The following is a 25,750-nucleotide window of genomic DNA, read 5'->3' as shown; positions in this document are numbered from 1 at the left end:
CTACTAGAGCTAACCTCTAATTTCTAATCTCTAACCTCTATTCTCTCTATATGTCTATCCCATTTAGCAGTATTACTCCCGACGAAGCGGTCTCTCACATACAGGACGGTGACTTCGTCGTCCTCTCTCATGCGGCTGCTGTACCGCAAGCCTGCGTCGCTGCCTTAGCGCGAAACTATGAGCGCTTTCACAACGTACGCATCTTCCACATGGTCACTCTCGGCGAAAGCCCCTACACAGCACCAGAGATGGAGGGACACTTCAGACTCGTGACCAACTTCGTCGGAGCCAACACGCGCCCAGCCGTCGATGAGCAGCGCGCTGACTTCGTCCCCTCCTACTTCTACGAGGTCCCCTCGATGATGCAGCCCGGAGGAGCCTTTCATCCAGATGTTGCCATCGTGCAACTATCTTATCCCAACGAGGAGGGCTACTGTAGCTTCGGCACCTCCTGCGACTACACCAAGCCCGCTGCAGAGCAAGCGCGAGTCGTCATCGGAGAGCTCAATAAGCAGATGCCATTCGTCGGTGGAGACAACCTCATACATATCTCGCAGCTCACGCATATCGTTGAGGCCGACTACCCACTCTACGCACTTGACCTGCCACGCATCGGAGAGGTCGAGGAGGCTATCGGGCGCAACTGCGCAGAGCTCATACAGGATGGCGACACGCTCCAGCTAGGTATCGGAGCTATACCTGATGCTGTCCTGCTCTTCCTCAAGGACAAGAAGGACCTCGGCATCCACTCCGAGATGGTTTCCGACGGTGTCGTCAAGCTTATCAAGGCTAACACCATAACGGGCCGGCGCAAGACGCTACACCCCAACAAAGTGGTCGCTACCTTCCTCATGGGTACGCAAGAGCTCTACGACTTTGCGCACAATAACCCAACCATCGAGATGCGCCCCGTCAACTATGTCAACGATCCGCGCATCATCGCTCAAAACGACCAGCTCGTGAGCATCAATAGCTGTATCGAGGTAGACCTCATGGGACAGGTCGTCTCGGAGGCGATGGGCTTACGACAGTTCAGCGGTCCCGGCGGACAGGTAGACTTCGTGCGTGGTGCCGCCTGGTCTAAGGGCGGACGTAGTATCATCGCTATCCCCTCCACAGCTCGCCGAGGTACCGCCTCCCGCATCGTACCCCTACTCACAGAGGGCGCAGCCATCACCACCTCTCGCAATGACGTAGACTACATCGTCACCGAGTATGGCGTGGCGCACCTCAAGGGCAAGTCGCTCCGTGAGCGAGCCTTAGCACTGACTGCTATCGCTCATCCCAATTTCCGCCCCGAGCTAGAGGCGGAGTGCAAGAGAAGATTCAAACTATAATAATACATTCTTACTATGCAACTATTCAAGCTCAAGACGGTCATCGACCAGTTCGAGACCTTTGCAGACTTTGCCAAAGCCTTTGCACTCGGGGAGCGGGACCTAGTCATCACCAATGACTTCCTCTACGAGCCCTTTATGAAAGCTTCTCAGCTACCCTGCCACTTCGTCATGCAGGAGCACTACGGCACAGGGGAGCCCTCAGAGGAGATGATGAATCAGATCCTCCACGACCTACAGGGGACGGACTTCGATCGTGTCATAGCCGTAGGCGGTGGTACGGTCATCGACATCTCCAAGCTCTTCGTGCTACGTGGCTTGACAGACGTGATGGACGCTTTCGACAAGAAGATCCCGCTCGTCAAGGAGAAGCAACTCATCATCATCCCAACAACCTGCGGTACAGGTAGCGAGGTGACCAATATATCGATCGCTGAGATCAAGAGCCGCCAGACGAAGATGGGTCTCGCCGATGATGCCATCGTAGCTGACAATGCTGTCATCATACCTGAGCTACTCAAGGGGCTACCCTTCAAGTTTTACGCATGCAGCGCCATCGATGCGCTCATACATGCTGTCGAGTCCTTCCTCTCGCCCAAGTGCAACCCCTACACCGCTATCTTTAGCGAGGCTGCTTGGCAGATCATCATCCCAGTCTTCCAGAAGATCCGAGACAAAGGACCTGACTACCGATTCGACTGTATGGGCGAGATGATCATGGCGAGCAACTTTGCCGGCATCGCCTTCGGCAATGCAGGCGTTGGTGCCGTCCATGCGCTCTCTTATCCGCTCGGTGGTACCTATCACGTACCCCACGGAGAGGCAAACTATCAGTTCTTCACCGAGGTCTTTAAGGCTTACGAGCGCAAAGCTCCAGCTGGTCAGATGCAGCTCCTCAAGGAGAAGCTCGCCAAGCTGATGGGTTGCACACCCGCCACGCTCTTTGACGAGATCGACACACTACTCTCAGCCTTGATTGCCAAGAACCCACTTCACACCTACGGCATGAAGGAGGAGGAGATCGAAGGCTTTGCCGATGCGGTCATCGCTACACAGCAGCGCCTCCTAGCAAACAACTACACCCCCCTCACACGGGACGAGATCAGAGACATCTACAAGGCTCTCTACTAAACAACGCTATCACACAATTCAATTTATAAACAACCATATCTATGGATATTAAAGAAATGGTCTCTCTAGCACGAGAGGCACAGAAGGATTACCAAGCACGCTTCGACCAGGACGCTGTAGACCAGGTGGTCAAGGCTCTCTGTCGTGTCGTCTATGACAATGCTGAGATGCTCGCTCGTGAAGCTATCGACGAGACCGAGATGGGCGTCTACGAAGACAAAGTGGCTAAGTGCCGCAACAAGTCAAAAGGCGTATGGAGCAACCTCCAGGGCAAGAAGAGTATGGGCGTACTAGACATCGACGAGAAGACCGGTCTCATCAAGATCGCTAAGCCCGTAGGTGTCGTCGCTGCTATCACCCCGACGACCAATCCGATCGTCACACCGATGGCAAATATCGCCTTCGCGCTCAAGACTCGCAATGCGATCATCGTATCTCCACACCCACGCTCTAAGAACTGCTCAGCACATACCATCCAGCTCATACTGGAGCGCCTCAAGGAGTTCAACGTACCTGAGAACCTCATCCAGTGTGTCACCGAGCCCTCTATCCAAGCCACGCAAGACCTCATGGCTGCCGTCGACGTCGTAGTAGCTACGGGTGGTATGGGCATGGTACACTCAGCTTACTCCTCAGGCAAGCCCTCCTTTGGTGTCGGTGCTGGCAATGTACAGGTTATCCTCGACGAGCATATCGACTACAACGAGGCTGCCGAGACCATCATCCGCGGACGTATCTTCGACAACGGCATCATCTGCTCTGGTGAGCAGTGCTTCATCTATCCTGAGCAGCATAAGGAGGAGATCTTCCAGGCCTTCAAGGATCACGGAGCTTACTTCGTACCTGCTGAGGAGCATGACAAGATGGTCAATACCCTCTTCGTCAACGGCACCATCAGCCGTGACGTCGTCGGCAAGAGCGTAAAGCACATCGCTCAGCTCGCTGGCATCTCTATACCCGAGGGTACCCGCATGCTCATCGTGCCTGCCAAGGGTGTCGGTACTGCCGATCCTATCTGCAAGGAGAAGATGTGCCCCGTGATGACCTGTCTGCCTTACAAGCACTTTGACGAAGCTATCGAACTGGCTAATACCAACCTCAAGATGGAGGGTAGTGGTCACACAGCTGGCATCCACTCAAACAATCAGGGTAACATCATCAAGGCTGGCGACGAGATCACCATCTCACGTCTCATCGTCAACGCTCCCTGCTCGATCACAGCTGGTGGTTCTATACAAAACGGTCTCTCCGTAACCACAACCCTAGGCTGCGGTAGCTGGGGAAACAACTCTATCTCAGAGAACCTCACCTACAAGCATCTACTCAACATCTCCCGCATCGCTCGTATGTCGCCACACGTCCACGTACCGACAGACGAGGAGATCTGGGCGATGAACTAGATCCGCACATCCATAGGCTATCTGCGCTCACCCTAACCTAAAGCGCACACAGACATGCTCCCGATGAGGCTATGCCCCGTCGGGAGCTTCTTCTCTTATTCTAGCAGTGTAGTAGGGATGCAAGGGTTGTGTCTAGCGATTTCTCCGATTTTGCGGTATCTCGGAGAGGGGGAAGATTTGCTATTTAGAAAAAGAATGCTTAATTTCGCCTGCAAAGAGGAAACTCCTCTCCGCCACCTTGCACTTTCGGTCGTGTCTCACCAGTCCGTAGCATCGTGAGTTGTAGAGGAGAGAGCTACGCTCTGAGTCCCCTCTCTAGGCTACGCACACTACATAAACAAATACATTAAGCTTATGAAAAGACTATTACCTATTTTACTATGTCTCTTGGCACTAGCCGTGCCACGACTCTATGGTCAGGATCACACCGTGACCTTCTCCGCCCAGCCTGCCGATGGAGGAACCGTCAAGGCGACTTACGCCGAGGGCTTCAAAAACGTTGTCATAACCTCTGGAGCCAAAGTTCCTGCAGGCAAATACGTAACCTTCAAGGCTGAGGCAAATGAAGGTTATGAGTTCGAGAAGTTTACGGTTAATGGACTAGACGCCCCCGAGGACTTTACCAACCCAGGTCAGTACGCTACCGAGCTCTCTGGAGATCTCAACGTTGTCGCTATCTTCAAGGCTCTCGCTCCCGCTAAGAAGTACGCAGTGACCTTTACCGCTGAGCCTGCCGAATATGGTACGCTCACAGCTACGCGCTACGATCGTGATTCTGAAAAGGATATCCCCTTCAATTCGGGCGATGAGATCGAGGATGGTATCTGGGTCACCTTCAACGCTAAGCCAGGCGCAGACTACAAGGTCGAGAAGTGGCTCGTCAATGGAACCGCCATTGAGATGCCTAGCAACCCCAATAAGCATGAGATTGAGCTCAAGGAAGCCCTTGATGTGAAGGTGGTCTTCACGACTAAGCCCAACGAGGTGACGCTGAAGTATAGTGTCGCTGCTGAACCAGCTGAGGCTGGCCAGATTGCCGTCGCTGTCACACCAAAGGGTGGTGGTGATGCCGTCTCTGTCGAGAGTGGCAAAAAGGTGGCTCGTGGTTCGAGCGTTACCTTCACCGCAAAGCCAGCGGCTGGCTACGAAGTCGAGAAGTGGCTCGTCAATGGTACGAAGGATAAAAAGGCTGGTCAAAGCACTACCCTAACCATAACCCTAGATGAGGATACCGAAGTGCAGCTCGTCTTCCAGAAGGAAGCAAAGAAGTGTACCATCAACCTCTCCGTTACCCCTGTTGAGGGTGGTACGATCAAGGCGACTGGCTATGTCAATGATGTGTTCAAGACCATCACTGATGGTGAGGTCGTTCCCGAGAACTCTTATCTAGACTTTGAGGCCACGGCAAACGAGGGCTATGAGTTTGAGAAGTGGATGTACAATGGTGCTGAAAAGAAAAATCTGCTTGGTGAGCCAAATAAGCTCTCCTTTGTCCAGATTATTGACAATACGAACGTCGTAGCTCACTTCAAGAAGGTCGCCTCCAAGATCAAAATCACCTACTCCGCTGGGGAGCACGGTAAGTTCACCAAGGTAAAGGTTCAGAAGGATGGCGAGAAGGATGTGATTATCGAATCAGGTGCTGAGGTAGACAGAGGCTCTTACATCGTCTTCCCCGTAGAGCCTGACAAGGGTTACATCGTAGACAAGTGGTTCGTCAATGGTGATGAGGTACACAGTAGAGAGGTGAACTCCTACGACGCAACCTTCGAGGAGACCAGTGAGGTCAAGGTTACCTTCAGAAAGCCCAAGCTGACGATCGCTGATGCTGAGGGTGGTAAGATAGTCGCTAAGGTGGGCGATAAGGAAGTTTCTAACGGTGCTGACGTAGCTCTTGGCGAGAATGTCTCCATTGAGGCTATACCAGACGCTGGCTACGAGCTCACCGCTCTGACAGCAAACGATAAGGATATCCTAGCTGCCAAGTCCTTTGAGATGAAGGGTGACACGAAGGTTGCCGCTACCTTTACCAAGAAGGCTAATGTAGCAAACTACAAGGTTACCCTGAAGAGCAACGAGCACGGCACGATCTCCATCAAGGAGAAGTTCGATCTCAACGCTGTTCCCGAGGGTACGAAGCTGACGGTCGTAGCTAAGGGTGCCAACGATAAGTGCGAGCTCACCAAGCTTACGGCAAATGGTGTGGACATCCTCAAGGATAAGACCTTCACCGTCACCAAGGACACGGAGGTCATTGCTGAGTTTGTCGACCACACAGGCATTGACGCAGTCGCTGCAGATGCGTTTGTCATCTATCCTAATCCTGCTAGCGAGTCTGCTACCATCACAGGTCTAGCACCCGAGGCAGCCGTAGCACTCTACACGCTGGATGGACAGCTGATCACGCGCCTAGCTGCTGACCGCTCAGGTCACCTACAGATAGACCTCACCGCACTGAGCGATGGTACCTATCTCGTAGTCACCGAGGGAGCTGCACAGCGCCTCGTCGTCAAGCACTAATGCGCACGATCTGACAGACGATAAGTTTGTCAGACTATAATACGAGAGAGCTCCGTAGGACTAGTCCTGCGGAGCTCTTTATTTATTTAGAGGTTAGAAGTTAGAGGGAGACGTGTAACGGCTGTAGGGACGCACGGTCGTGCGTCCGTCCCCGTTAAAGCCGTGACGCTGTAACCTTTGATACAACGGACGCTCGACCGAGCGTCCCCACAGCCGTTACTCGCCTCGGTAGGAATTTGCGAATAGCTCGGTGGAAAACTAAATTTCTCCACGGAGCCGGGAAATAAAAGTTCGGAAGAATGAAATGAAACTTCGGAAGAAGCAAATCAAAGTTCCGATAAATTTTTTTATGCCTCCGTGGAGGATTTCCGTTTTCTACCGAGATATTTTCGATTTCCTCGGAGGTGTGGTGTCAAGGGCTCTGAAGGGTATCGGAGTGCCTCGGAGCCATCAGAGCCATTAGAACCATCGAAATAATCGAACTTCTAACATCTAATATCTAACTTCTAACATCTAATTTCTAACCTCTAATCTCTAAAGTCTAACTTCTAAAGTCTCACCTCTCTCCTCACTAATTGCTATCTTTGTATGCATAACTACAGATGACTATGGATACAAGAAGACAACAAAAGATAGCACGACTGATACAGAAAGAGATGGGAGAGATCTTTCGTCCGCTCACGCAGCAGTTGCGTGGCGTACTGGTGAGCGTCACCCTCGTACGGGTTACCTCCGACCTGAGCAGAGCTCACATTTACCTGAGTATCTTCCCCTCGGAGCGTGCTGACGAGCTACTCAAGTACATACAGGACAACGCTGGTAGCTACCGCTACGAGCTGGGTCAGCGCACGGGTCAGCAGCTACGGGTCATCCCCGAGATGGAGTACCATATAGATGATTCGCTAGACTATCTGGAGCGCATCGACAAGCTACTAGAGCAATAAATTGATTCGCTAGCTCCACACGATGCGTCTGCCCTTCTTTATCGCCTGGCGGTACCTCTTTGCCCACAAGAAGCTGGGTGCCATCAATATCGTCACCCGCGTGAGCGTGCTGGCGATTGCCGTGGTGTCGATGACGATGATCTGCGTGCTATCCATATACAATGGCTATGAGCAGATGATCCTGGACAAGGTGGTCGGACTGGATCCTCAGCTACTGATCACGAAGGGGGACGAAGCGCCCTTTGACCAAAGTGTGGTAACCCAAGAGATCCATACGATAAAGGGGATAAAGGCCATCGCTCCGCTCGTATGGGGCGAGGGACTGGTGAGTCGTAGCGAGGGGGAGAGCTTCTCGGCGGCGCATCTCTACGGTGTAGACAGTTCTTATCTGCGCATCTCTCAGATGGACAAATATCTCTACAGTGGCGACATAGCGATACATCCTGGGCAATACAATCTGGGTGCCTCGATAGCGATCAACCTAAACACGATAGCGCACGACACGGACCCACTCATCATCACGCTCCCTAAGCGCAAGGGATACATCAATCCGATCATGCCGATGACTTCGCTAAGGCGGTCGCAGGGGGTGCCCGTTTCGGTGCTTTTTACGGACAATGTAGTATACGACAACTCTATCTTCATGCCGCTCTCTGAGCTACGTTCGCTGCTGATGCTGGACGAAAACCAAGCGCACGGTCTAGCTTTGCAGCTAGCTGAGGGAGCTGACGAAGGTGCCGTACAGAAAGCCATAGCAACGACGCTGGGCGATGAATACATCGTTCGCAACCGACCTGAGCAGCAACCGCACTTGATGCGCCTCGTATCTATTGAGAAGTGGATCACGTCGCTTATCTTTGCCTTTATCCTCCTACTAGCTGCCTACAATGTGATGGCGAGTATATCGATGCTCCTCATCTCGAAGCAGGAGGATATAGCGATCCTACACGCCCTCGGCGAGACTCCACGAGAGATCAGACGTACCTTCCAGCTGGAGGGGCTTATGGTCACGCTCATTGGCGCCGTCACGGGCATAGCTATCGGCATCATCCTTTGCTTGCTACAGATACATTATGGGTGGCTTACGATGGATCTAGCTTTGGAGTCGCAACCTTATCCAGTAGCTATACGTCTGACGGATCTACTCGTCGTGCTTTTGCTGGTTTTTGCCGTTGGTTACCTAGCGGCTGTCTACCCCGTACGCAAGTTGATCGCTCACCGCAAAGCTTAATTCTGATATTATGACCAACGAAGCCAATACTCCTGGGCTACTGCCTGACGTACCTGAGTACACCGCTCAGATTATACATCTATGGATCGCCGAGGAGAGTGTACGTATCCTCACTCGCCAGCAACAACCGCTTGAACTACTGCAGCAACATCTGATGCAGTCAGACCCTTGGCGACAAAACTTGATGAAAGAGCTACTCAGCGAGGCATCGGTAGCGCAGATCCTTAGCGGTCAGCACGCTCCTATCACGAAGCAGCTGATGGCTGAGTGCGAAGCGATACACAAGAAGGTGAGCCAGGACGAGCGCAACATCGTCTACCAAGGGTGCTACATATTGGTCCTGCCGACGATCGTTGCCTTTAGAGCGAAGGATCCACACGCGAAGGAGATGGGCGAGATAGAGATCCTCTGCACCATACTATATAATGCGACGGTACGTGGACTGGCTCAGGGCAGTGGTGAGAGTGCTGCGCACTCCCCTACCGATACTCGTATTTACCAGCAGATTAGCGCACTCTTTGCACTACTTGATCAGGAGTATCATCGCAAGCATCACCAGGAGGAGTCACAAGAAGAGACACGGTCATGAGCAGAGGGCGCATCATCTTACTCGGAGCTTCGGGACAGCTGGGAAGAAGTCTGACACGAGAGCTGGCAGAGCGGGGCAATCCTTACGAACTGGTCAGCTATACGCACGAGCAGCTCGACTATACCGATACGGAGTCCGTAACCCGAGCGATCAAGCTTTGGGAAGAGCAAGCTATAGCCCACGATTGGACTATGATAGTCAACTGCGCTGCTTTCACACAGGTGGATCTTGCCGAGGATAAAGCACAGTATCGTGACCTTCTAGCGCTCAATGCGCTACTACCCGCACAGCTTGCGGAGAGTCGTCTGCCGATCATACAGATTAGTACCGACTATGTCTTCGATGGGTGTCAGGGGACGCCCTATCATGAGGAGGACGCTACCAATCCTCGTAGCCTATACGGTCGCACCAAGCGTCAGGGTGAGCTGGCTCTCCTGATGCACCCGACGCATCCCGCCGAGCAGCATCTAGTCATTCGTACGCAGTGGCTCTGGGCTCCCTGGGGACACAACTTTGTTCGCACCATGCTACGACTCGCTCGTGAGGGGAAGGCGCTACGTGTCGTCAACGATCAGATAGGTTCGCCGACCTCGGCACTTTCGCTGGCACGAGCCATTTGCGAGATCATTGATTGCTACGATAAGGAGCGAAGCTTTCGCACTTCCCTACTCCACTATGCCAACCAAGGTATCTGCTCGTGGTACGACTTGGCCCATGAGGCGATCGCTACGCACGTTCCTACGTACGACTTGTCGCAACTGACTCCGATCCCAACGGCTGAATACCCCACCGCAGCCGAGCGCCCCGCCTACAGCGTACTGGCGACTGACAGGATTACCGCTTGCTACGGCATCACGCCTCCGCAGTGGCAAGACGAACTACAGATAGCTATAGACTGAGATGCACGCTAAGGTAGAGGATCCACAGCTGAGCCGTCAGATCAATCGCCAGATCCTGTGGCTCACGATCCCAAACATCATCTCCAATATCACCGTCCCGCTCCTCTCGCTCATCGATGTAGGGCTGGCGGGACACATGGCTCACCCCGAAGCCATCGGCTCAGTCACCGTAGCCGCCACGATTACCAACACAATCTACTGGCTCTTTGGCTTCATACGCCTAGGCACGACGGGACTCGTGGCTCAGGCTTACGGACGACAAGACAGCTCTGACATCAATCGTCAGCTGGCTCGTGGCATCACCATGGCGCTCCTCTGCACGATCGTCGTACTACTCGTCTCTCCCTTCGCCACGCTCCTGAGCGGTCTCGTCACAGGTGGTGCTACGGAGCGACTAGGCGTAGAGGCAGAGCAATACATCCAAATCATCTTCTACGCAGCCCCTGCCGTAATGCTCATCTACGCCCTCAACGGATGGTTCATCGGAATGCAAAACAGTCGTGTCCCGATGATTGCCTCCATGAGTGCACTGGTGGTCAACTTCCTTGTCTCTTATACCCTCGTCGTCCATTACCAGATGGGTGTCGAGGGACTTGCTATCGGTACCTGTGTGGCGCAGTATAGCCAGGCTCTGATACTCCTCACTACCCTACTCATTAAGTATCGCTATCTCGTGCGACATCTGCGGTTCGGTCACTTCACCGATACGAAAGGTTACGGACGCTACCTCATCCTCGGCAAGGATCTGATGCTCCGCTCCTTGCTGCTCAGCAGTATCACGCTCTTCTTCACCTATGCGGGCGTTCGTGAAGGCGCCATAGCCGTAGGAGCAAATGCTTTGCTCATGCAGTTCTTCAGTATCTTCAGCTACTTTATGGATGGCTTCGCCTATGCAGGTGAATCGCTCTCAGGACGCTTCTACGGCGCCGGTCGTATGGACCTACTCAGGGCAGTTATCCTTCGTCTCTTTGCCATCGGCATCGTCTTATCCCTCCTCGCCACCACCCTCTTCGCGCTCTATCCCGATGGCTTGCTCCGCTTCTTGAGTAGTCATGACGAGATCGTCGCCTACGCTAAGCAGTATCATCTCTGGGCAGCGCTCATCCCGCTAGTAGGCTTCGGCGCCTTCCTCTGGGATGGTATCTACGCCGGCACAACCCGCTCGGCAGGTCTCAAGTGGTCCATGATCGGATCAAGTATTGTCTTCTTCGCTCTCTATTATCTCCTCTATAATTTACTCGGTATGACCGCCTTGTGGATCGCTTTCGACAGCTATCTACTCGTACGTACGGGGATCCTCACAGGGATCTGGTGCGAGCGTCCCATGAGGGTGTCAACAAGCTGTTCATAACCCTCTTTTTCCTGTTGAAAAAGCTGTTCATAACTCGTCAATAACTCAAGGCTAACTTATTTGCTTATCTCGGAAAGTTGTATAGCTACGAAAAGATTTCAATTATCCAAATAAGTTACCGCTGAGTTATCAACCAGTTTTGATCAAGTTATGAACAGGTACAGATAAAGAGCGAGACGACCGTAACTGCTCACGATCGTCTCGCTCTTTTATATCCTCTAAGTAGCCAGCAGAGCCAGCTAGAGGAGTTCAGATGTTAGCGTCATTAACCCCTGCACAGCGGGAGTTATGAACAGATTTGACGTACCATCATCATCATGAGGATATATAGATAATAAGCTATACAGATATCATATATAGATGATGATATATGGGCTGTCGAGAGCGTGACTAGAACTTGTACTGCGCTCCCACGGTCACCATGTGTAGTGGCTTAGCAGCGACCAATGCCTGCTGCTCGATCTGCTGACGTAGGAAGCAGTCGTATTGCAGCGACAGGCGCAGGTGATCCTCCTGGAGGAAATAGTTGACCCCAGTCGAAAGCTGATGTGAGCGTCCCTCAGTACGAGCTGACAGTTGACCCAGCTTGACATCCTGCACAGCCTTTGGGTCAAAGTGTCTATTGCGGTCATAGTAGGCGTACCGACCGAAGAGCTCTAGGTCCACAGGCTTGATACGCTCCACGATCTGTGCCATGCCAGCGATGAAGGGGCGCTGTATGAAGAGATCATTGCCAGGTGTAGGATTAGCCTTCGCACCCACCGCTAAGTTCGCATGTTGCCATCCAGGCTGTAGACCCATGATCCCCTCAGTCGTGAGCATCAGTTGTCCGCCTTGATGCTTTATCGTACTCGTGAGGAAGGCTCCCCCGTAGGTACGTAGCATGCGATCTTTCTTAAGGGTAGCCGTCCCCTTGTCAAAGGCGTAGTATCCACCAGGTGTAGGCATAGTGCCCGCATATCCCGAGAGCCCGAAGCTGATAGCGTGGTTATTGCCCTGCTCTGTCAGAGCTAGGCGTAGAGCTAGGTTAGGGAGATTTTTATTCATTCCCTTGTCCACATTGCCCGATAGGATAGATAGAGTTGACTCCAGTCGCCACCGCTTGCTCTGATCTAGAGTGCCGTTGTATCCCATCGCTAGTCCCATATCAATATCCCCAGGGAATAGATCGCCCATATAGTGAGACCGCTCGAAGGCAGCACGCTTACTAGAGCTGTAAGGTAGCTCATAGCCAAAGCTTGGCGTCATCAGTCCTCCCTTGACGAAAGCTCCCTCAGCCCAATGAGGCTTGTACTCGGCATAGACGTTGAAGATAGAGATCTTTTGCTCTGTAGCGTTGACCTCAAGTCTAGCTGCGAGGTCTCCATAGGTAGCGATGGCAGCGAGTCGTCCACGACGTATGCCCATCCTCGTGGTGGGCTGATCGTGAGGAGCCGTGATGTTACCGACCCTGATGTAGTCGCTCTCGGAGCCATACTGCGCTATAGCCTGCACGAAGCCTGTGAAGGTAAAGCGTACCTGCTCCTGAGCGTAAGTAGTCGTACTACTGAGGAGTAGGACGAGAGCGAGTAGAGAGATGAGTCTCCGTTGCATTGTAGAAGTCATAAGTCTAGAAGTTAGAGATTAGAGATTAGAAAATTAGAGGTTAAAGTGAAATCAGTGCAAAGTTAATCATATTAACTGCTATAGACTGCTGGGGTGACGATCGTATAGGACGGCTTCATTTATGGTACTATCAAGGAAATCGAGCAATTCCTCGGTGGAAATTGCCGAATCTCCACGGAGGAACAAAAAAATTCTTCGGAACTTTGAAATCTTTCTTCCGAAGTTTCATTTCATTCTTCCGAACTTTTATTTCCCGGCTCCGTGGAGAATTTTCATTTGCTCCGTGGAGATTTTCGATTTCCTCGGTAGAAATTGCAATCAGCGGAGATGTATAAGTGGCTACAAACAGCCTTAATACTGACCATTTCGTCAGAAAGCTATATATTTGTAGCATTGAAAATGTAGACGAACATTATAGATGACGAGACTAAGCGTTAATATTAACAAGATAGCGACCCTCCGCAATGCTCGTGGCGGTGACACGCCCAATGTGGTACTGGCAGCAAGACGCTGTCAGGAGTTTGGTGCCGAGGGGATCACAGTACACCCAAGACCTGACGAGCGGCATATCACTTATCAAGATGTGAGAGACCTTAGGGAGGTGGTCACCACAGAGTTCAACATCGAGGGCTACCCCTCCGATTCCTTCCTCGATCTCGTCTGCTCGGTACGTCCTGAGCAGGTGACGCTTGTACCAGACAAGCCTGACGCGCTCACCTCCGATAGTGGCTGGGCCGTGGCTGATTGTCGTGACCTCCTCAAGCCGATCGTTGAGCGTCTGAAGCAGGCGGGCATACGTGTCTCGCTCTTCGTCGGGACCGACCCACGACACATCGAGGCTGCTGCTGAGATTGGCGCTGATCGTGTGGAGCTATACACGGAGCCTTACGCGTCGCAGATGGCGCAGAGTGGCGATCCGAAGGTGATCGTCGCTCCCTTTGCAGAGGCGGCTCGGGTGGCTCAGCGTGTTGGTCTAGGAGTCAATGCGGGGCACGACCTAAATCGTGACAATCTTGCCTACTTCGTTCAGCATGTGACACCACTAGATGAAGTTTCCATAGGACATGCACTCATCAGCGATGCCCTTTACCTAGGCCTCGAGGAGACCATCGCACAGTATCTCAAACAGGCTCACTCTAACTCATAAATATACCTTTGCAAGAATCACTTATGTATCCTATACTTCAGATTGCCAATACAGTAGCCGATCAGACAGCTACCGAACCCGCTACGATGTCTCTATGGGAGCTGGCGTGCGCGGGTGGATGGATTATGATCGTCCTCCTGCTCCTCTCGCTCGTTGCTATCTACGTTTTTGTAGCTAAGTATATCGAGCTGCGCAAGGTCAATCGTCCTGACGACTCCCTTATCGCACGCATCAAGGACTATCTACAGATGGGGCGCAAGGATAGTGCGATAGCCCTGTGCAAAGAGAAGAATACCCCCGAGGCACACATGATCGAAAAGGGACTCAAGCGTCTCGGTCAACCTGCCTCTGAGGTACTCCCCGCTATCGAAAACGTAGGCTCCTACGAGGTAGGACGTCTCGAGCGTGGACTACCACTGCTAGCGACGATCGCTGCAGGGGCTCCGATGATTGGTTTCCTCGGTACGGTGACTGGTATGGTACAGGCTTTCTTTGACCTAGCTAATGCACCTGGCGGTATCGATGTATCGCTCCTCTCGAGCGGTATCTACCAAGCGCTGGTCACAACGGTGGGCGGTCTGATCGTCGGTATCGTGACGCTCTTCCTCTACAACTATTTGGTCGGACAGATCAACCGCATCGTCAATCGTCTAGAGGCTAATACGCTAGACTTTATGGACGTAATCAACGAACTGTAAGCGATCGTGCTACACCCCTTAATGCTAAGCTCATGAGTATCAAGAGACGCAGTAAGCATATATCTGTATTTAGCATGGCATCGATGACCGATGTCATCTTCCTGCTACTGATCTTCTTTATGGTGGTCAGCACGCTGGTGGTACCCAATGCGATCAAGGTGAACCTACCCTCCTCGCAGTCTACCGCCACAACGCAAGAGCCTGTGGCGCGCGTCACAATTGATGCGGAGGGCTACTACTACATATCCACAGAGAGTGCGCCTGAGACGACGCTACTACCTGTCGAGGAGCTGGAGGCTAGACTCTACGAGATAGGTGCTGCGCACGACGAGGAGGAGGATCCCTACGTAGTCCTCTACGCTGACAAATCGGTGTCGTATGGTGAGATCGTTAAGGTACTCAACGCCTCGGCTACCGCTGGGCTTCGTATGATCTTGGCAACGGAAGCTTTACAAGATAACAGTACGGAGACAGATGTCTAAGGTGCGCTATGATAGATGGATCGCTGGAGGTGTAGCCTTACTGCTACATCTACTCGTCGTGGGCTTGCTCTTTTGGCTCAGTATGGGTATCTCTAAGCAAGAGCGTACGAGAGACAAGGAGATATGGATCTCCGTCGGCGTAGATCCAGACTTTGGCGACAAGATCGAGCAGCAGGGTGACCTGGTCGCAGCATCGACCTCGGCTCGTCCAGCCTCTGCCACCTCTGAGAGCGCACAGCCTACACCTCCGCAGCAACAAGCACCCAAAGCGCCTGAGGCTACGCCTACGCCACGTCCTACGCCTACGCCTGTCCGCTCCACAACGACCAAGGAGACACCAAAGCCTGTACAGAAGCCAGCAACCCCTTCCAAGCGTGAGGTGGATAATAAGGTGGCTGGACTATTTGACCGCAAGAAGCCGACTGGCTCTGAGTCTGGCACGGGCAAGAGTGATGCGGGTAGTGGTGTCGCTGACAAGGGAAAGGCGGGCTCCTCGGCTGGATGGTCGCTGGACGGTCGCTCGATCGTGGGCAATGGCGGACGTCCTGTCATGCCGACACGAGTCCCCGACATACGTGGTACGGTTGTTGTCGAGATTACGGTCAATGCTGCTGGACAGGTGACCAACGCTGAGGTGCGCTTGCGTGGTACCAACGTGGTCGATAGCAAGCTTCGCTCGGCAGCTCTTCAGGCGGCTCGTAAGACTCGCTTTAACGCTGTGGGAGGAGTCCCTGACCAAAAGGGGACAATCACCTATCACTTTGATGTCAAGGGTTAGCTTCCTGAGCAATCTTGACAAGAAACTCTTATTTATCTAGGAACTTTTAGAACAAACAGTATGAGTAACATGAACAATATACTAGTCTTCCTCGCGGAAGGCTTCGAAGAGGTTGAGGCGCTCGCCATCGTTGACGTACTAAGACGTGGCAATCAACCCGTTACCACCGTATCTATAACAGGTTCTCTCGCCGTAAAAGGTTCACATGACGTAACTATCCAAGCGGATATGCTACTTGAAGAGCTACAGAGCGGAGCGCTTCCCAAGGCTATCGCACTACCTGGCGGACTGACCAAGCTCAACGAGTGTGAGCCTCTGCTTGAGTTGATACGTCGTCAGCACGAGGCTGGCGGTACGATCGCTGCTATCTGCGCTTCTCCACGCGTACTAGGTGCGGCTGGCATAGGCGATGGCAAGATGCGTGCGACCTGCTATCCAGGCTGTGAGGAGCAGGTGCCAGGCTTCGTCTTGACTGGTGCCGACGTAGAGGTGTGCGGCCACATTATCACGGGACGTGGTCCAGCGCTGGCGCTACCCTTTGCCTTCAGACTACTCGAGGAAGTAGCAGGTCGTAAGACCGCCGAGCAGGTCGCTGCGGGCTTTCTCTATAGCCTTTAGAGATTAGAAATTAGAGGTTAGAAGTTAGAACTAAGGCAATGACTAAGAGACTCTCCACCACTCTAACTTCTAATCTCTAATTTCTAATCTCTAATCTCAAACTTCTAAGTCATCATGCGCGTCTTCTTCAAGTTCGTCCGCAAGGAGTTCATCCACATCTTCAGGGATCCGCTCACGCTGATGCTCTTGATAGGCATGCCCATCGTCTTGGTGCTAGCCTTCGGCTTTGCGCTCACCTCCGAGGTGAAGCAGATCGATGTGGTCGTGGCGACCCCGACGCGCACCCCCTTTGTCGAGAGCCTCTTCACGCATCTTGACGAGAGCGATGCGGTAGGCTCCGTCAGCTTGATCACACCGCACAAAGATATGGACGAAGCGCTACGCACAGGCGCAGCGCACGTCATTGTCGTCCTTCCGAACGACATAGACAAAGAGCTACTCGCAGGCACCGAGCCTACGGTCCAGCTCCGCCTGGATGCCAGCGATCCCAATACCTCAGCGCTCATCAGTGCGCAGATACAGGGGATCATCTACACGACCGTGCAGCAGTACCTCGAGCAGTTTGGTGCGCTCATAGCTATGCGCATGGCAGAGCGAAGACCTTACCAGATAGAGACCTTTACGACGCTACTTTACAACCCCGAGATGCGGGCGCCCTACTACTTTGTACCAGGCGTCATGAGCTTGGTTCTGATGATCATCTGCGCCTTGATGACCTCCGTCTCAATTGTTCGGGAGAAAGAGTTTGGCTCTATGGAGGTCCTACTCACCTCTCCCGTCAATCCGATCACCATCCTGCTCTCCAAGACCGTTCCCTACTTCACGCTGAGCATCTTCAACGTGGTCACCATCTTACTCTTGTCACGCTTCGTGCTAGGGGTGCCACTGCTAGGGTCAGTGAGCGCTATCTTCTTCGTGTCGCTCCTCTTCATCCTCGTGTCGCTCCTCCTCGGTATGCTCATCAGCACCATCACGGACAATCAAACCGCCGCCATGCTCATCAGCGGTGCCGGACTACTCCTCCCCGTGGCGATGCTCTCGGGCATGTTCTTCCCAATCGAAAGCATGCCGATACTGCTACAATACTTCGCACGAGCCATCCCCGCCACTTGGTACTCCATAGCGGTCAAGAAACTGATGATACAAGGGCTCGGCTGGTCTTCAATCCTTTGGGAAGCCCTCATCATGACCGGCATGAGCGTCGTGCTAGTCATCCTAGCTCTGCTCAACTTTAAGAAGAAACTAGAGTAAACCCTCCCTGATATCCTATGCTACTAGCTCTCATACGCAAAGAGATATACAACCTCCTCCGCAATAGGTTGCTACTCGGGATGGTCGTCATGTACCCTATCGTCGTCTTGATGCTCCTCCCCTTTGCCACGACTACGGATATCAAGAACCTCCAGACCGTCGTCATCGACCACGATCACACGTCGCTGTCGCAGAGATTGCAAGAGCAGTTCTTCAGCTCAGGTTACTTTGTCAATGCTTGGCAGGGAAAGCTTCCCCCCACCCTTCAGGAAGGTATGAAACTCATAGAGGACGGTCAGGCGGATCTCATCATCACCATCCCGCCCCGCTTTGAGGAACATCTCATGCGCTATCAAAAGTCTCAGATCGAGGCAAGGATCAACGCCTTTAACGCTACAAAAGGTGCCGTCGCAGGGGGCTATACGCAGCAGATTGTACAGCAATTCGTCACTCAGCTCAACGAATCAACGGGAATAGAGGAGCTAGCCACCATACCGATCCGCATCGTCGAGGTCAATCGCTACAATCCTCAGATAAACTACAAGAACTACATCATCCCAGGTCTCGTCGCCATGCTCATTACGATGACCGCATTCATCCTCCCAGCGCTTAATATGGTGCAGGAGAAGGAGGTCGGCACCATCGAGCAGATGAACGTCACGCCGATCCACCCGCTCATCTTCATGCTCTCCAAGGCGCTCCCCTATATCGTCATATCAATATTTATGGTCTTCCTAGCGCACCCGATCGTCAGACTGCTGTACGGCTTGTGGCCCCAAGGCAATGTCGGGATGATGATTGTCGGCACCATGCTCTACGTCCTCGCTATGAGTGGGCTGGGACTCTTTATCACCAACTTTGCGCATACACAGCAGCAGGCGATGTTCTCCTTCTTCTTCGTCTTGATGTTCTTCATCCTGCTCGGAGGGCTCTTCACACCGATCGAGGGAATGCCGTCGTGGGCACGTGCCCTAGCCGTGTCGCATCCCTTCACGCACTACAGTATCTTGATGCGCACCTACTACCTCAAGCCAGTAGCCTTCACCGAGCTGTGGCGCGAGCTGACGGCGCTCTCCGTCTTTGCCGTGGTCAACGCCACCGCCGCCATCCTCACCTACCGCAAGCGCGCCTAGCTCTCAGCTAACAGTCTCTATTCCAATTTATTTTTGTATCTTTGGAGAGGTTAGTTCTAATCCGAAGACTATTCACCACACACTATAATCATATGAAGAAAAACTACACTTTACTTCTACTCCTCGCTATGACTCTGCTAGGAGTAGCTACACAGACGAAGGCTCAGGCACCGCTCATGGAGCCCAGCATCAATCTCACCTTCATCACTGATGACGAAAACGCCTCTCTGGTTATACATGTCCTCGCTCCTACAGACGGTTGCTGGATAGACCTCAATGGTGACGGTCAGTGTCAAGACAACGAGAAGATCCAAAAGGGAGACGAAAAGAGGGCTATCGACCTCCCAAAGGATCTGACCAAGGCAACTATCTACGGTCCGATTACTTATCTCAATCTCAATAAGACAGCCCTCACCTCTATTGATCTTGGAGAGATCAATACACTTGAGGAGCTATGGTGCTACCAGACAGGTATCACGCAGCTTGATGTAACTGGCCAACCTAATCTTGAGAAGCTCTTTTGCTACTCAACTGTGATTAAGGAGCTAGACCTCTCAAAGAGTCCTAAGCTCAAAGAGCTTGGTGTGCAGAATTGTATGCTCAAGGCGATAGATCTCTCTAATCTACCAGAGCTTGAGGTGGTTGTACTCAGCGGTAATAAAATCAGCTCAGTAGATCTAACACACAACCCTAAGCTAAAGGTATTCCATGGTGAAAAGATGGCGCTTACCTCACTAGACCTCTCTAAGTGTCCCGAGCTTACCCTCATACAGTGCAGTCAGAATTATGATCTCAAGACCGTAGATCTCTCTATGCTACCCAATCTAGAGGTATTTAAGGCTGACCTAATAGGTCTGAAGTCAATAGACGTATCTCACAACCCCAAGCTCAAGCAGCTACACCTCGGAGGTAATAAGCTGACTACACTAGATCTATCAAAGAATCCTCTACTAGAGGAGCTGAATCTCAATAATAACAAGAAGCTCTCCTCGCTTGACTTCCTCTCTACTCTTCCCGAGCTAAAGATGCTTACGATCAAGAAAACAAACCTTACCGTCGATCCAGACTTCTCAAAGAACACCAAGCTGGAGTATATCAATATGGCTAGTTGTGGATTTAAGAAGGTAGATCTCTCGCACAATCCTATGATAAAGAAACTCTACTGCGAGAGGAATGAGCTTACAGAGCTAGACCTGACGAAGACTCCCCTACTGCGAGACTTCATCGCCTTTGAAAACAAACTTACCAAGCTAGACTTCTCAGCTTGTAAGGAGCTTCAGTATACTGACATATCCGTCAATGAAATCGCTGAGCCAGCTATGCAGGTGATTGTAGAGTCTATCCCTAAGTTTGAGCTACTAGATGCGAACTTCCTTGCAGCTGGTCGATTCATCGCCATTGACATAGCAGAGGGCGAAGAGAAAAACGGTATCACCGATAGACAAGTAAAGGTTGCTACCGACAAGGGCTGGGTGCTCATGAATGGTAATGCTGGTGATCCACAGCCATACCCTGGTAGAAGTACCGTCTCCGTGACACAACTCTCTACGGCTGAGACAGCTATCTACTACAATGCAGCAGATCAGCGTCTCTACGCACGTCTTGCTGAGGATACTCCCGCTACCCTACTCAGAGTCTATGCAGCCTCTGGAGAGGAGCTCCTGAGTGAAGTGTACGACCAGGAGGACGGCTCTATCTACTTAGGCTACCTACCACAGGGTGTCTACATCGTACAGCTAGGAGACACCACCTACAAGTTTGTCAAGAGGTAATATATCTCACCGCCTATGGTGCTAGTCGCACTAATAGGCATTAGCTCTCTAAAGGGCACCATTGAGGCAATCGAAGGATTCCTCGGTGGTGCCTTTTCGTTTTCTACGGAGGAACTAACAAATTCTTCCGAACTTTTATTTCTCGGTTCCATGGAGAATTTTTATTCGCATTGTGGAGCTTGCCGATTCTTCGGTAGAAGTCAGAATTAGCCGAGTAACCCTGTATAGGGACGCTCGGTCGAGCGTCCGTCCCCGAACGACAAGACGTGTAACGGTTGTAGGGACGCACGGTCGTGCGTCCGTTGTGTCAAAAGAGACAGCATCTGTTGTATCAAAAGTTACAGCGTCGTGGTTTTAACGGGAACGGACGCTCGACCGAGCGTCCCTACAGCCGTTACTCGTCTCAAGGCACTCCGACGCTCTTCGAGGACCCTGACACCACACCTCCGAGGAAATCAAAATTGCCTCGGTAGAAAACGAAAATCCTCCACGGAGGAATAAAAAAATTCTTCCGAACTTTGATTTGCTTCTTCCGAAGTTTCATTTCATTCTTCCGAACTTTTATTTCCCGGCTCCGTGGAGAATTTTCGTTTCCTCGCTGGAGATTTCCGATTTCCTCGGTAGAAGTCGAAATTAGACGGGACTACTCGTGGGCTTTTGTAGGCGGTCGGTAACGGGTCATTTGTTTTTGCTGAGAGAAATTAGTACCTTTGTCCCGAATGTACAGCTATCCGTAGCTACAACGACATACTGGATGAGTTATAAACCTAGATCTATCAGACTGCTCCTAAGCACCTTCCTGCTCGCATTGCTCCTAAGTCAATGTGCAGCCAAGAGCCCCAGCGGTATGACCTCTAAGCGCCCTATACTGAAGCGTCCTCCCATACAGCGTGTGGTGGGGAGCAAGGCTCAGACGGCTCACGAAGAATTGGTCGCTGACTTGATCGACACAGGCAAGGAACTACTAGGCAAGCCGTACGGCTATAGAGGTAATCTGCCCTGGCGAATGGACTGCTCGGGCTTCGTATCATACGTCTACTCACGATATGGCATCACGGTGCCACGTGGCTCTGCTACGCAGGCTGGATATGTCAAGAAGATCAAGAGGGAAGAGATACTGCCAGGAGACTTGCTCTTCTTCAAGGGACGTAATCGTGGTAGCGGTCGTGTAGGACATGTGGCGATGGTCATTGACATTGTCGATGGCGACCCCGTCATGATGCACAGTACCAATAGTCGTGGTATCGTCATAGAGCGTCTCGGACGTAGCGCATACTTCTCTAGTCGCTATCTGAGCGCTGGGCGTGTGCCTGAGATGAATGATTTGATCGAGAAGGGTACGCTGATGGTGCCCGAGCCGAAGCTCTCGCCTATTGCGCCTAATAACAATAACAAGGTCAATCCTGTAGAGATAGACCGAGAGAACCTCCTACCAGAGATATCTGTAGGTGGTCCTATACAGTGGCACAGATAGGATCCCTATGAGAGACTGGGCGATGCGGTCTCGCGCTCATTGATATCTATCGCAATATGAATCAATATCTAATCGTCGGGCTCGGTAATCCTACGGAGGAGTATCGTGGCACGAGACACAACATAGGCTTTCGTATGGTGAGTCACCTTGCTGACCAGCAGGGATGGACCTGGTCTACAGCTCGCCATGGGGAGATAGCCTCGGGACGCATTAAGAATGTCCAGCTGACGCTCCTCAAGCCATCCACTTATATGAACCTTAGTGGCACAGCTGTGCGCTACTGGATGAGGGAGTTGAAGGTGCCGATAGAAAACATCCTTATCTGTCTCGATGACTTGGCACTTCCCTTCGGCACGCTTCGTATGAAGCCTGGCGGTAGTGCAGGCGGACACAATGGTCTGAAGCATATCACCGAACTACTCGGCACGGATCGCTATCCACGACTACGCTTTGGTATAGGGCATGACTACCCGAGAGGTAAGCAGATAGAGTATGTCTTGGCGCAGTTTCCCGAGGGGGAGCTGGCGGACATGCCGCGGCTCCTAGAGCGTACCGATGAGATGATTCAGAGCTTCTGCCTAGTAGGTGTGGAGCGGACGATGAATAGCTTTAACTAGTCAAGCCATGAGCAGACCTGTACGGATCGACAGCTTCCTCTGGGCGGTGCGTCTCTTCAAGACGCGCTCCATAGCGCAGGATGCCTGTCGGAAGGGTAGGGTGGCGATCAATGATGTGACCGCCAAGCCCGCTAAGATGGTCATGATGGGCGACATCATATCGGTGCGCAAGCCTCCAGTGACGCTATCCTTTAAGGTGCTACAGACCACAGCCAACCGTATGGGTGCCAAACTCGTCCCCGAGTATATCCTTAATGTGACGCCACCTGAGCAATATGAGCTACTGGAGCTCAAGCGCATGTCGGGTTATGTGGATCGTGCCCAAGGGCTTGGCAGACCAACCAAGCGTGAGCGACGTGATCTAGAGCAATTTCTTCAAGCGCCTGTCGTCGAGACAGCGCCCCTAGAGGATTGGAGCGATGAGCCTCTAGACTATGATGAGTCTCTCGACTATGATGAGGAGCAAGACAATCCCTCATCAGATCTCCTCGACTGGGACAACTGGTAAGCACCTTAGGACAAGATGCAGCACACGCCTCGCATACTGATCATCCACAGAGCGCTGGCTCCCTATCGGATAGACCTCTTCTCTCACCTGACGAAGCGGTATGACACCGAGCTATACCTGGAGTATGGTCAGCCGTTGGAGCAAGACTTCAACCTCTCACTGCAAGGCGGGCGCATACAGTTTGACTATAAGCTATTAGCCCCTGGGAGTCGTCTCCTACCCAATCTGCGCCCCGAGCTACTACGCATCTTGCGCAAGCCGTATGATCTGATCCTCTGTAGCGAGTTCAATCTCCTGACAGGGATGCTCTACCTACTGCGTGGACTCTCCGCACGTCCCCTACCACGGCTGGTCTCTATGTGCGATGACAACTTGATCATGGCTGAGGAGACATTGCGGGGTTCATCTTTCTCGCCAAAGCGATGGATGCTAGATCGCATTGATGGGGTGATACTCTGCAACGAGCAGGCGAAAGATCTGTACCGAGATAGGTACCGTGGGGAGTTATCGAAGTGGCACTACCTACCGATCGTCCAAGATGAGCAATACTTGCAGCGACAGGTGGCTCTAGCGCAGGCAGAGACCGCAGCACTGCGCTCTCGCTACGCTATCCCTGACGGGCGGGCGGTGATCCTCTACGTGGGGCGACTTGACAAGGTGAAGAACTTGCCACGCCTCCTAGAGGCTTTTAGAATAGTTATTGACGAAGATCTAGACCTTCAACTACTGATGGTGGGCGATGGACCGCTGGATGCGGAGCTACGCCAACAAGCTACGACGCTATCGCTAGAGGAGCGGGTTACCTTCGCAGGAAAGCAGCAGGGGAGTGACCTCTATGCGCACTACGGCCTCGGGGATGCGCTGATACTGCCTAGTACGTACGAACCTTTTGGTGCGACGGTCGCCGAGGCGCTCGTTCTTGGCATACCCGTAGCGGTGAGCGAGGTGGCCGGCTCCTGCACACTCATTCGCTCTGAGCGGGAGGGTTATAGACTGAACCCGCTAGATAAGGAGGATATAGCACGAGCTTTGCGGCATCTCTATAGATTGATAGGGGAGCGCCGAGATGGAGCCACGAGGCATTCGCTACTGCCCTACACCTTCGACCAATATATGTCGCAGCTAGATGGCTATCTAGACAGTTTGATCGCTGAGCGCTATAAGTAAGTAGATGATACAACGCTATAGAAGTTCGCTCCCTGCGCCACTGGCACTCCTTACGATGGTAGTCGTCTGGCTGCTCTGCGCCGTCATACAGTGGTACTTGCTCGCTCTAGAGCTTGATAGTACAGCACTGCTCGTGGGCTTTGTCTCTCACTCTCTAGCGCTTGTCGCTACACTCGGACTGTCAGACCGCATAGCCATACAGCTTCTCCTCATCACACCCCGTCAGCGAGCGCTCTTACTACTCCTGCAGACGATGCTCTTGGTGCCACTCACCGCATTCTTTACGCTTAGTTGGTCCGTCTGGGCGCTCCCCGCACTGCTCATAGCGCTATACCTGCAGATGCTCTGCTACAGTCGTCCTGACCAGCTTCAGACGCTCACCCTCGCAGGACTCATGATGGGCATAGCCGTCCTGCTCTATCCTCCATTACTTCTGATCGTACCGCTGAGCTTGTCGCTCCTCGCCTTGATGAAAGTGCGTCGCCTGCGTGCCTACCTCGCTTATCTCTGTGGCTTCATAGCGATCCTTTGGCTCGTACTGCCTACGCTCTATCTCTGGCAAGGTGCTACGCCACTGCTAAACCTCTACGCACAGTTACAGATCAGCGTAGAGACGCTTCTAAGCCCCGCTACGCCCTTTGAGTGGATAGGGTGGGGCATCATAGCCCTGCTGCTTATTATAGCGCGTATCGGGCTGGAAAGCATTCGTGGAGGCAGTCACGTCGTCACCTGGTACCGACAGAGAGCGCTACTTCTGATGACGACCCTCGTCCTCCTGCTGGCACTGGTACAGACAGAGACGATGCGCTCCACGCTTCTCCTCGCCGTGCCGCTGGTCATCATACCGATCACTCCCTGGGCGGGTCAACTCTCTCGCTATGCGTGGCGCTATCTGCTTCCGCTCCTAGTCCTCCTCGTCACGACGTTGCAACTCCTCCTCGCCGGTCTCGTCGTCCTCTAGGATAATAAGTGCATACAAAAGGAGGCTATCCGAAAAAGTTTGACCTTTAGGTCTCAATTCTACGGTTTAGCCCCTTGATAAGCCCTTTCTGACTTTTATCGGACAGCAATATTATCGGATAGCAATAATGTCTCCAG

General features: G+C 52.5%; 23 protein-coding genes. 22 read left to right on the top strand and 1 reads right to left on the bottom strand.

The features are described 5' to 3' along the window. Positions 1-50: 50 nt before the first annotated feature. The 9 genes from PORUE0001_RS02530 (at position 51) to PORUE0001_RS02490 (ending at position 11,402) form a co-directional block, all read left to right on the top strand. A complete protein-coding gene (locus PORUE0001_RS02530; RefSeq protein ID WP_007364850.1) occupies positions 51-1,337 on the top strand; it encodes an acetyl-CoA hydrolase/transferase family protein in 1,287 nt (428 codons plus the stop codon). Positions 1,338-1,352: 15 nt separating this feature from the next. Continuing rightward, positions 1,353-2,468 carry a 4-hydroxybutyrate dehydrogenase gene (locus tag PORUE0001_RS02525; protein WP_007364849.1) on the top strand — a complete coding sequence of 372 codons (1,116 nt, stop codon included), beginning with the start codon at positions 1,353-1,355 and terminating at the stop codon, positions 2,466-2,468. A 41-nt stretch (positions 2,469-2,509) separates the two neighbouring features. Continuing rightward, on the top strand, positions 2,510-3,868 hold the full coding sequence (locus tag PORUE0001_RS02520) for an aldehyde dehydrogenase family protein (protein WP_007364879.1): 1,359 nt from the start codon (positions 2,510-2,512) through the stop codon (positions 3,866-3,868). Positions 3,869-4,222: 354 nt separating this feature from the next. Next, complete coding sequence (locus tag PORUE0001_RS10840; protein WP_007364903.1) at positions 4,223-6,388, top strand: InlB B-repeat-containing protein; 2,166 nt, start codon at positions 4,223-4,225, stop codon at positions 6,386-6,388. Between the two features lie 608 nt (positions 6,389-6,996). Then, the gene (gene rbfA / locus PORUE0001_RS02510; RefSeq protein ID WP_007364895.1) at positions 6,997-7,332 is read left to right on the top strand and encodes a 30S ribosome-binding factor RbfA; all 336 of its coding nucleotides are present in this window, start codon (positions 6,997-6,999) and stop codon (positions 7,330-7,332) included. Positions 7,333-7,354: 22 nt separating this feature from the next. Then, the gene (locus PORUE0001_RS02505) at positions 7,355-8,563 is read left to right on the top strand and encodes an FtsX-like permease family protein (RefSeq protein WP_007364889.1); all 1,209 of its coding nucleotides are present in this window, start codon (positions 7,355-7,357) and stop codon (positions 8,561-8,563) included. Between the two features lie 10 nt (positions 8,564-8,573). Then, positions 8,574-9,152, top strand: coding sequence for a DUF4924 family protein (locus tag PORUE0001_RS02500; RefSeq protein ID WP_007364911.1), 579 nt, complete (start codon positions 8,574-8,576; stop codon positions 9,150-9,152). Beyond that, positions 9,149-10,051 (top strand): dTDP-4-dehydrorhamnose reductase, encoded by a 903-nt coding sequence (gene rfbD / locus PORUE0001_RS02495; protein WP_007364867.1) that lies wholly within the window; start codon positions 9,149-9,151, stop codon positions 10,049-10,051. The genes PORUE0001_RS02500 and rfbD overlap by 4 nt, the downstream gene beginning before the upstream one ends. Position 10,052: 1 nt before the next feature. Next, positions 10,053-11,402 carry an MATE family efflux transporter gene (locus tag PORUE0001_RS02490; RefSeq protein ID WP_007364857.1) on the top strand — a complete coding sequence of 450 codons (1,350 nt, stop codon included), beginning with the start codon at positions 10,053-10,055 and terminating at the stop codon, positions 11,400-11,402. Between the two features lie 390 nt (positions 11,403-11,792). Here PORUE0001_RS02490 and PORUE0001_RS02485 read toward each other — a convergent pair whose 3' ends face one another. Further along, a complete protein-coding gene (locus tag PORUE0001_RS02485; protein WP_007364898.1) occupies positions 11,793-13,007 on the bottom strand; it encodes a porin in 1,215 nt (404 codons plus the stop codon). Positions 13,008-13,425: 418 nt separating this feature from the next. Between PORUE0001_RS02485 and PORUE0001_RS02480 the strand changes: the two genes are divergently transcribed. The 13 genes from PORUE0001_RS02480 to PORUE0001_RS02420 all read left to right on the top strand — a co-directional run bounded on the left by PORUE0001_RS02480 (position 13,426) and on the right by PORUE0001_RS02420 (position 25,613). Further along, a complete protein-coding gene (locus tag PORUE0001_RS02480; RefSeq protein ID WP_007364866.1) occupies positions 13,426-14,154 on the top strand; it encodes a pyridoxine 5'-phosphate synthase in 729 nt (242 codons plus the stop codon). A 23-nt stretch (positions 14,155-14,177) separates the two neighbouring features. Continuing rightward, positions 14,178-14,852: a MotA/TolQ/ExbB proton channel family protein gene (locus tag PORUE0001_RS02475; RefSeq protein ID WP_007364864.1), complete on the top strand. Its 675-nt coding sequence runs from the start codon at positions 14,178-14,180 to the stop codon at positions 14,850-14,852. A gap of 32 nt (positions 14,853-14,884) precedes the next feature. Next, positions 14,885-15,334: an ExbD/TolR family protein gene (locus tag PORUE0001_RS02470; protein ID WP_007364874.1), complete on the top strand. Its 450-nt coding sequence runs from the start codon at positions 14,885-14,887 to the stop codon at positions 15,332-15,334. After that, a complete protein-coding gene (locus tag PORUE0001_RS02465) occupies positions 15,327-16,112 on the top strand; it encodes an energy transducer TonB (RefSeq protein ID WP_007364851.1) in 786 nt (261 codons plus the stop codon). The genes PORUE0001_RS02470 and PORUE0001_RS02465 overlap by 8 nt, the downstream gene beginning before the upstream one ends. A 60-nt stretch (positions 16,113-16,172) precedes the next feature. Then, on the top strand, positions 16,173-16,730 hold the full coding sequence (locus PORUE0001_RS02460; protein WP_232501399.1) for a DJ-1 family glyoxalase III: 558 nt from the start codon (positions 16,173-16,175) through the stop codon (positions 16,728-16,730). Between the two features lie 114 nt (positions 16,731-16,844). Beyond that, complete coding sequence (locus PORUE0001_RS02455) at positions 16,845-17,981, top strand: ABC transporter permease (RefSeq protein ID WP_007364893.1); 1,137 nt, start codon at positions 16,845-16,847, stop codon at positions 17,979-17,981. Between the two features lie 17 nt (positions 17,982-17,998). Next, a complete protein-coding gene (locus tag PORUE0001_RS02450; protein ID WP_007364913.1) occupies positions 17,999-19,114 on the top strand; it encodes an ABC transporter permease in 1,116 nt (371 codons plus the stop codon). A gap of 92 nt (positions 19,115-19,206) precedes the next feature. Beyond that, positions 19,207-20,886, top strand: coding sequence for a hypothetical protein (locus tag PORUE0001_RS02445; RefSeq protein ID WP_007364900.1), 1,680 nt, complete (start codon positions 19,207-19,209; stop codon positions 20,884-20,886). A gap of 754 nt (positions 20,887-21,640) precedes the next feature. Beyond that, complete coding sequence (locus PORUE0001_RS02440) at positions 21,641-22,360, top strand: C40 family peptidase (RefSeq protein WP_007364906.1); 720 nt, start codon at positions 21,641-21,643, stop codon at positions 22,358-22,360. Between the two features lie 56 nt (positions 22,361-22,416). Then, positions 22,417-22,977 (top strand): aminoacyl-tRNA hydrolase, encoded by a 561-nt coding sequence (gene pth / locus PORUE0001_RS02435; protein WP_007364891.1) that lies wholly within the window; start codon positions 22,417-22,419, stop codon positions 22,975-22,977. Positions 22,978-22,984: 7 nt separating this feature from the next. Then, complete coding sequence (locus PORUE0001_RS02430) at positions 22,985-23,485, top strand: RNA-binding S4 domain-containing protein (RefSeq protein WP_007364888.1); 501 nt, start codon at positions 22,985-22,987, stop codon at positions 23,483-23,485. A 15-nt stretch (positions 23,486-23,500) separates the two neighbouring features. Further along, the gene (locus PORUE0001_RS02425; RefSeq protein WP_007364899.1) at positions 23,501-24,652 is read left to right on the top strand and encodes a glycosyltransferase; all 1,152 of its coding nucleotides are present in this window, start codon (positions 23,501-23,503) and stop codon (positions 24,650-24,652) included. Positions 24,653-24,656: 4 nt separating this feature from the next. Next, positions 24,657-25,613, top strand: a complete 957-nt coding sequence (locus PORUE0001_RS02420) for a hypothetical protein (protein ID WP_007364863.1) — start codon at positions 24,657-24,659, stop codon at positions 25,611-25,613. Positions 25,614-25,750 lie beyond the last annotated feature (137 nt).

It is taken from the genome of Porphyromonas uenonis 60-3 (genome assembly GCF_000174775.1).
Lineage (GTDB): Bacteria > Bacteroidota > Bacteroidia > Bacteroidales > Porphyromonadaceae > Porphyromonas > Porphyromonas uenonis_A.
The sequence above is the reverse complement of the archived record's forward strand: the minus strand, read 5'-3'. Positions and strand labels throughout refer to the sequence as shown.

What these genes read in the sequence shown, in the direction of transcription:
- PORUE0001_RS02455 (WP_007364893.1), top strand. Translation starts at nt 16,845, where the DNA reads ATGCGCGTCTTCTTCAAGTTCGTCCGCAAGGAGTTCATCCACATCTTC.
- PORUE0001_RS02480 (WP_007364866.1), top strand. Translation starts at nt 13,426, where the DNA reads ATGACGAGACTAAGCGTTAATATTAACAAGATAGCGACCCTCCGCAAT.
- rbfA (WP_007364895.1), top strand. Translation starts at nt 6,997, where the DNA reads ATGGATACAAGAAGACAACAAAAGATAGCACGACTGATACAGAAAGAG.
- PORUE0001_RS02445 (WP_007364900.1), top strand. Translation starts at nt 19,207, where the DNA reads ATGAAGAAAAACTACACTTTACTTCTACTCCTCGCTATGACTCTGCTA.
- PORUE0001_RS02420 (WP_007364863.1), top strand. Translation starts at nt 24,657, where the DNA reads ATGATACAACGCTATAGAAGTTCGCTCCCTGCGCCACTGGCACTCCTT.
- PORUE0001_RS10840 (WP_007364903.1), top strand. Translation starts at nt 4,223, where the DNA reads ATGAAAAGACTATTACCTATTTTACTATGTCTCTTGGCACTAGCCGTG.
- PORUE0001_RS02465 (WP_007364851.1), top strand. Translation starts at nt 15,327, where the DNA reads ATGTCTAAGGTGCGCTATGATAGATGGATCGCTGGAGGTGTAGCCTTA.
- PORUE0001_RS02425 (WP_007364899.1), top strand. Translation starts at nt 23,501, where the DNA reads ATGCAGCACACGCCTCGCATACTGATCATCCACAGAGCGCTGGCTCCC.
- PORUE0001_RS02490 (WP_007364857.1), top strand. Translation starts at nt 10,053, where the DNA reads ATGCACGCTAAGGTAGAGGATCCACAGCTGAGCCGTCAGATCAATCGC.
- PORUE0001_RS02520 (WP_007364879.1), top strand. Translation starts at nt 2,510, where the DNA reads ATGGATATTAAAGAAATGGTCTCTCTAGCACGAGAGGCACAGAAGGAT.
- rfbD (WP_007364867.1), top strand. Translation starts at nt 9,149, where the DNA reads ATGAGCAGAGGGCGCATCATCTTACTCGGAGCTTCGGGACAGCTGGGA.
- PORUE0001_RS02430 (WP_007364888.1), top strand. Translation starts at nt 22,985, where the DNA reads ATGAGCAGACCTGTACGGATCGACAGCTTCCTCTGGGCGGTGCGTCTC.
- PORUE0001_RS02485 (WP_007364898.1), bottom strand. Translation starts at nt 13,007, where the DNA reads ATGACTTCTACAATGCAACGGAGACTCATCTCTCTACTCGCTCTCGTC.
- PORUE0001_RS02505 (WP_007364889.1), top strand. Translation starts at nt 7,355, where the DNA reads ATGCGTCTGCCCTTCTTTATCGCCTGGCGGTACCTCTTTGCCCACAAG.
- PORUE0001_RS02460 (WP_232501399.1), top strand. Translation starts at nt 16,173, where the DNA reads ATGAGTAACATGAACAATATACTAGTCTTCCTCGCGGAAGGCTTCGAA.
- PORUE0001_RS02450 (WP_007364913.1), top strand. Translation starts at nt 17,999, where the DNA reads ATGCTACTAGCTCTCATACGCAAAGAGATATACAACCTCCTCCGCAAT.
- PORUE0001_RS02525 (WP_007364849.1), top strand. Translation starts at nt 1,353, where the DNA reads ATGCAACTATTCAAGCTCAAGACGGTCATCGACCAGTTCGAGACCTTT.
- PORUE0001_RS02530 (WP_007364850.1), top strand. Translation starts at nt 51, where the DNA reads ATGTCTATCCCATTTAGCAGTATTACTCCCGACGAAGCGGTCTCTCAC.
- PORUE0001_RS02440 (WP_007364906.1), top strand. Translation starts at nt 21,641, where the DNA reads ATGAGTTATAAACCTAGATCTATCAGACTGCTCCTAAGCACCTTCCTG.
- PORUE0001_RS02500 (WP_007364911.1), top strand. Translation starts at nt 8,574, where the DNA reads ATGACCAACGAAGCCAATACTCCTGGGCTACTGCCTGACGTACCTGAG.
- PORUE0001_RS02470 (WP_007364874.1), top strand. Translation starts at nt 14,885, where the DNA reads ATGAGTATCAAGAGACGCAGTAAGCATATATCTGTATTTAGCATGGCA.
- pth (WP_007364891.1), top strand. Translation starts at nt 22,417, where the DNA reads ATGAATCAATATCTAATCGTCGGGCTCGGTAATCCTACGGAGGAGTAT.
- PORUE0001_RS02475 (WP_007364864.1), top strand. Translation starts at nt 14,178, where the DNA reads ATGTATCCTATACTTCAGATTGCCAATACAGTAGCCGATCAGACAGCT.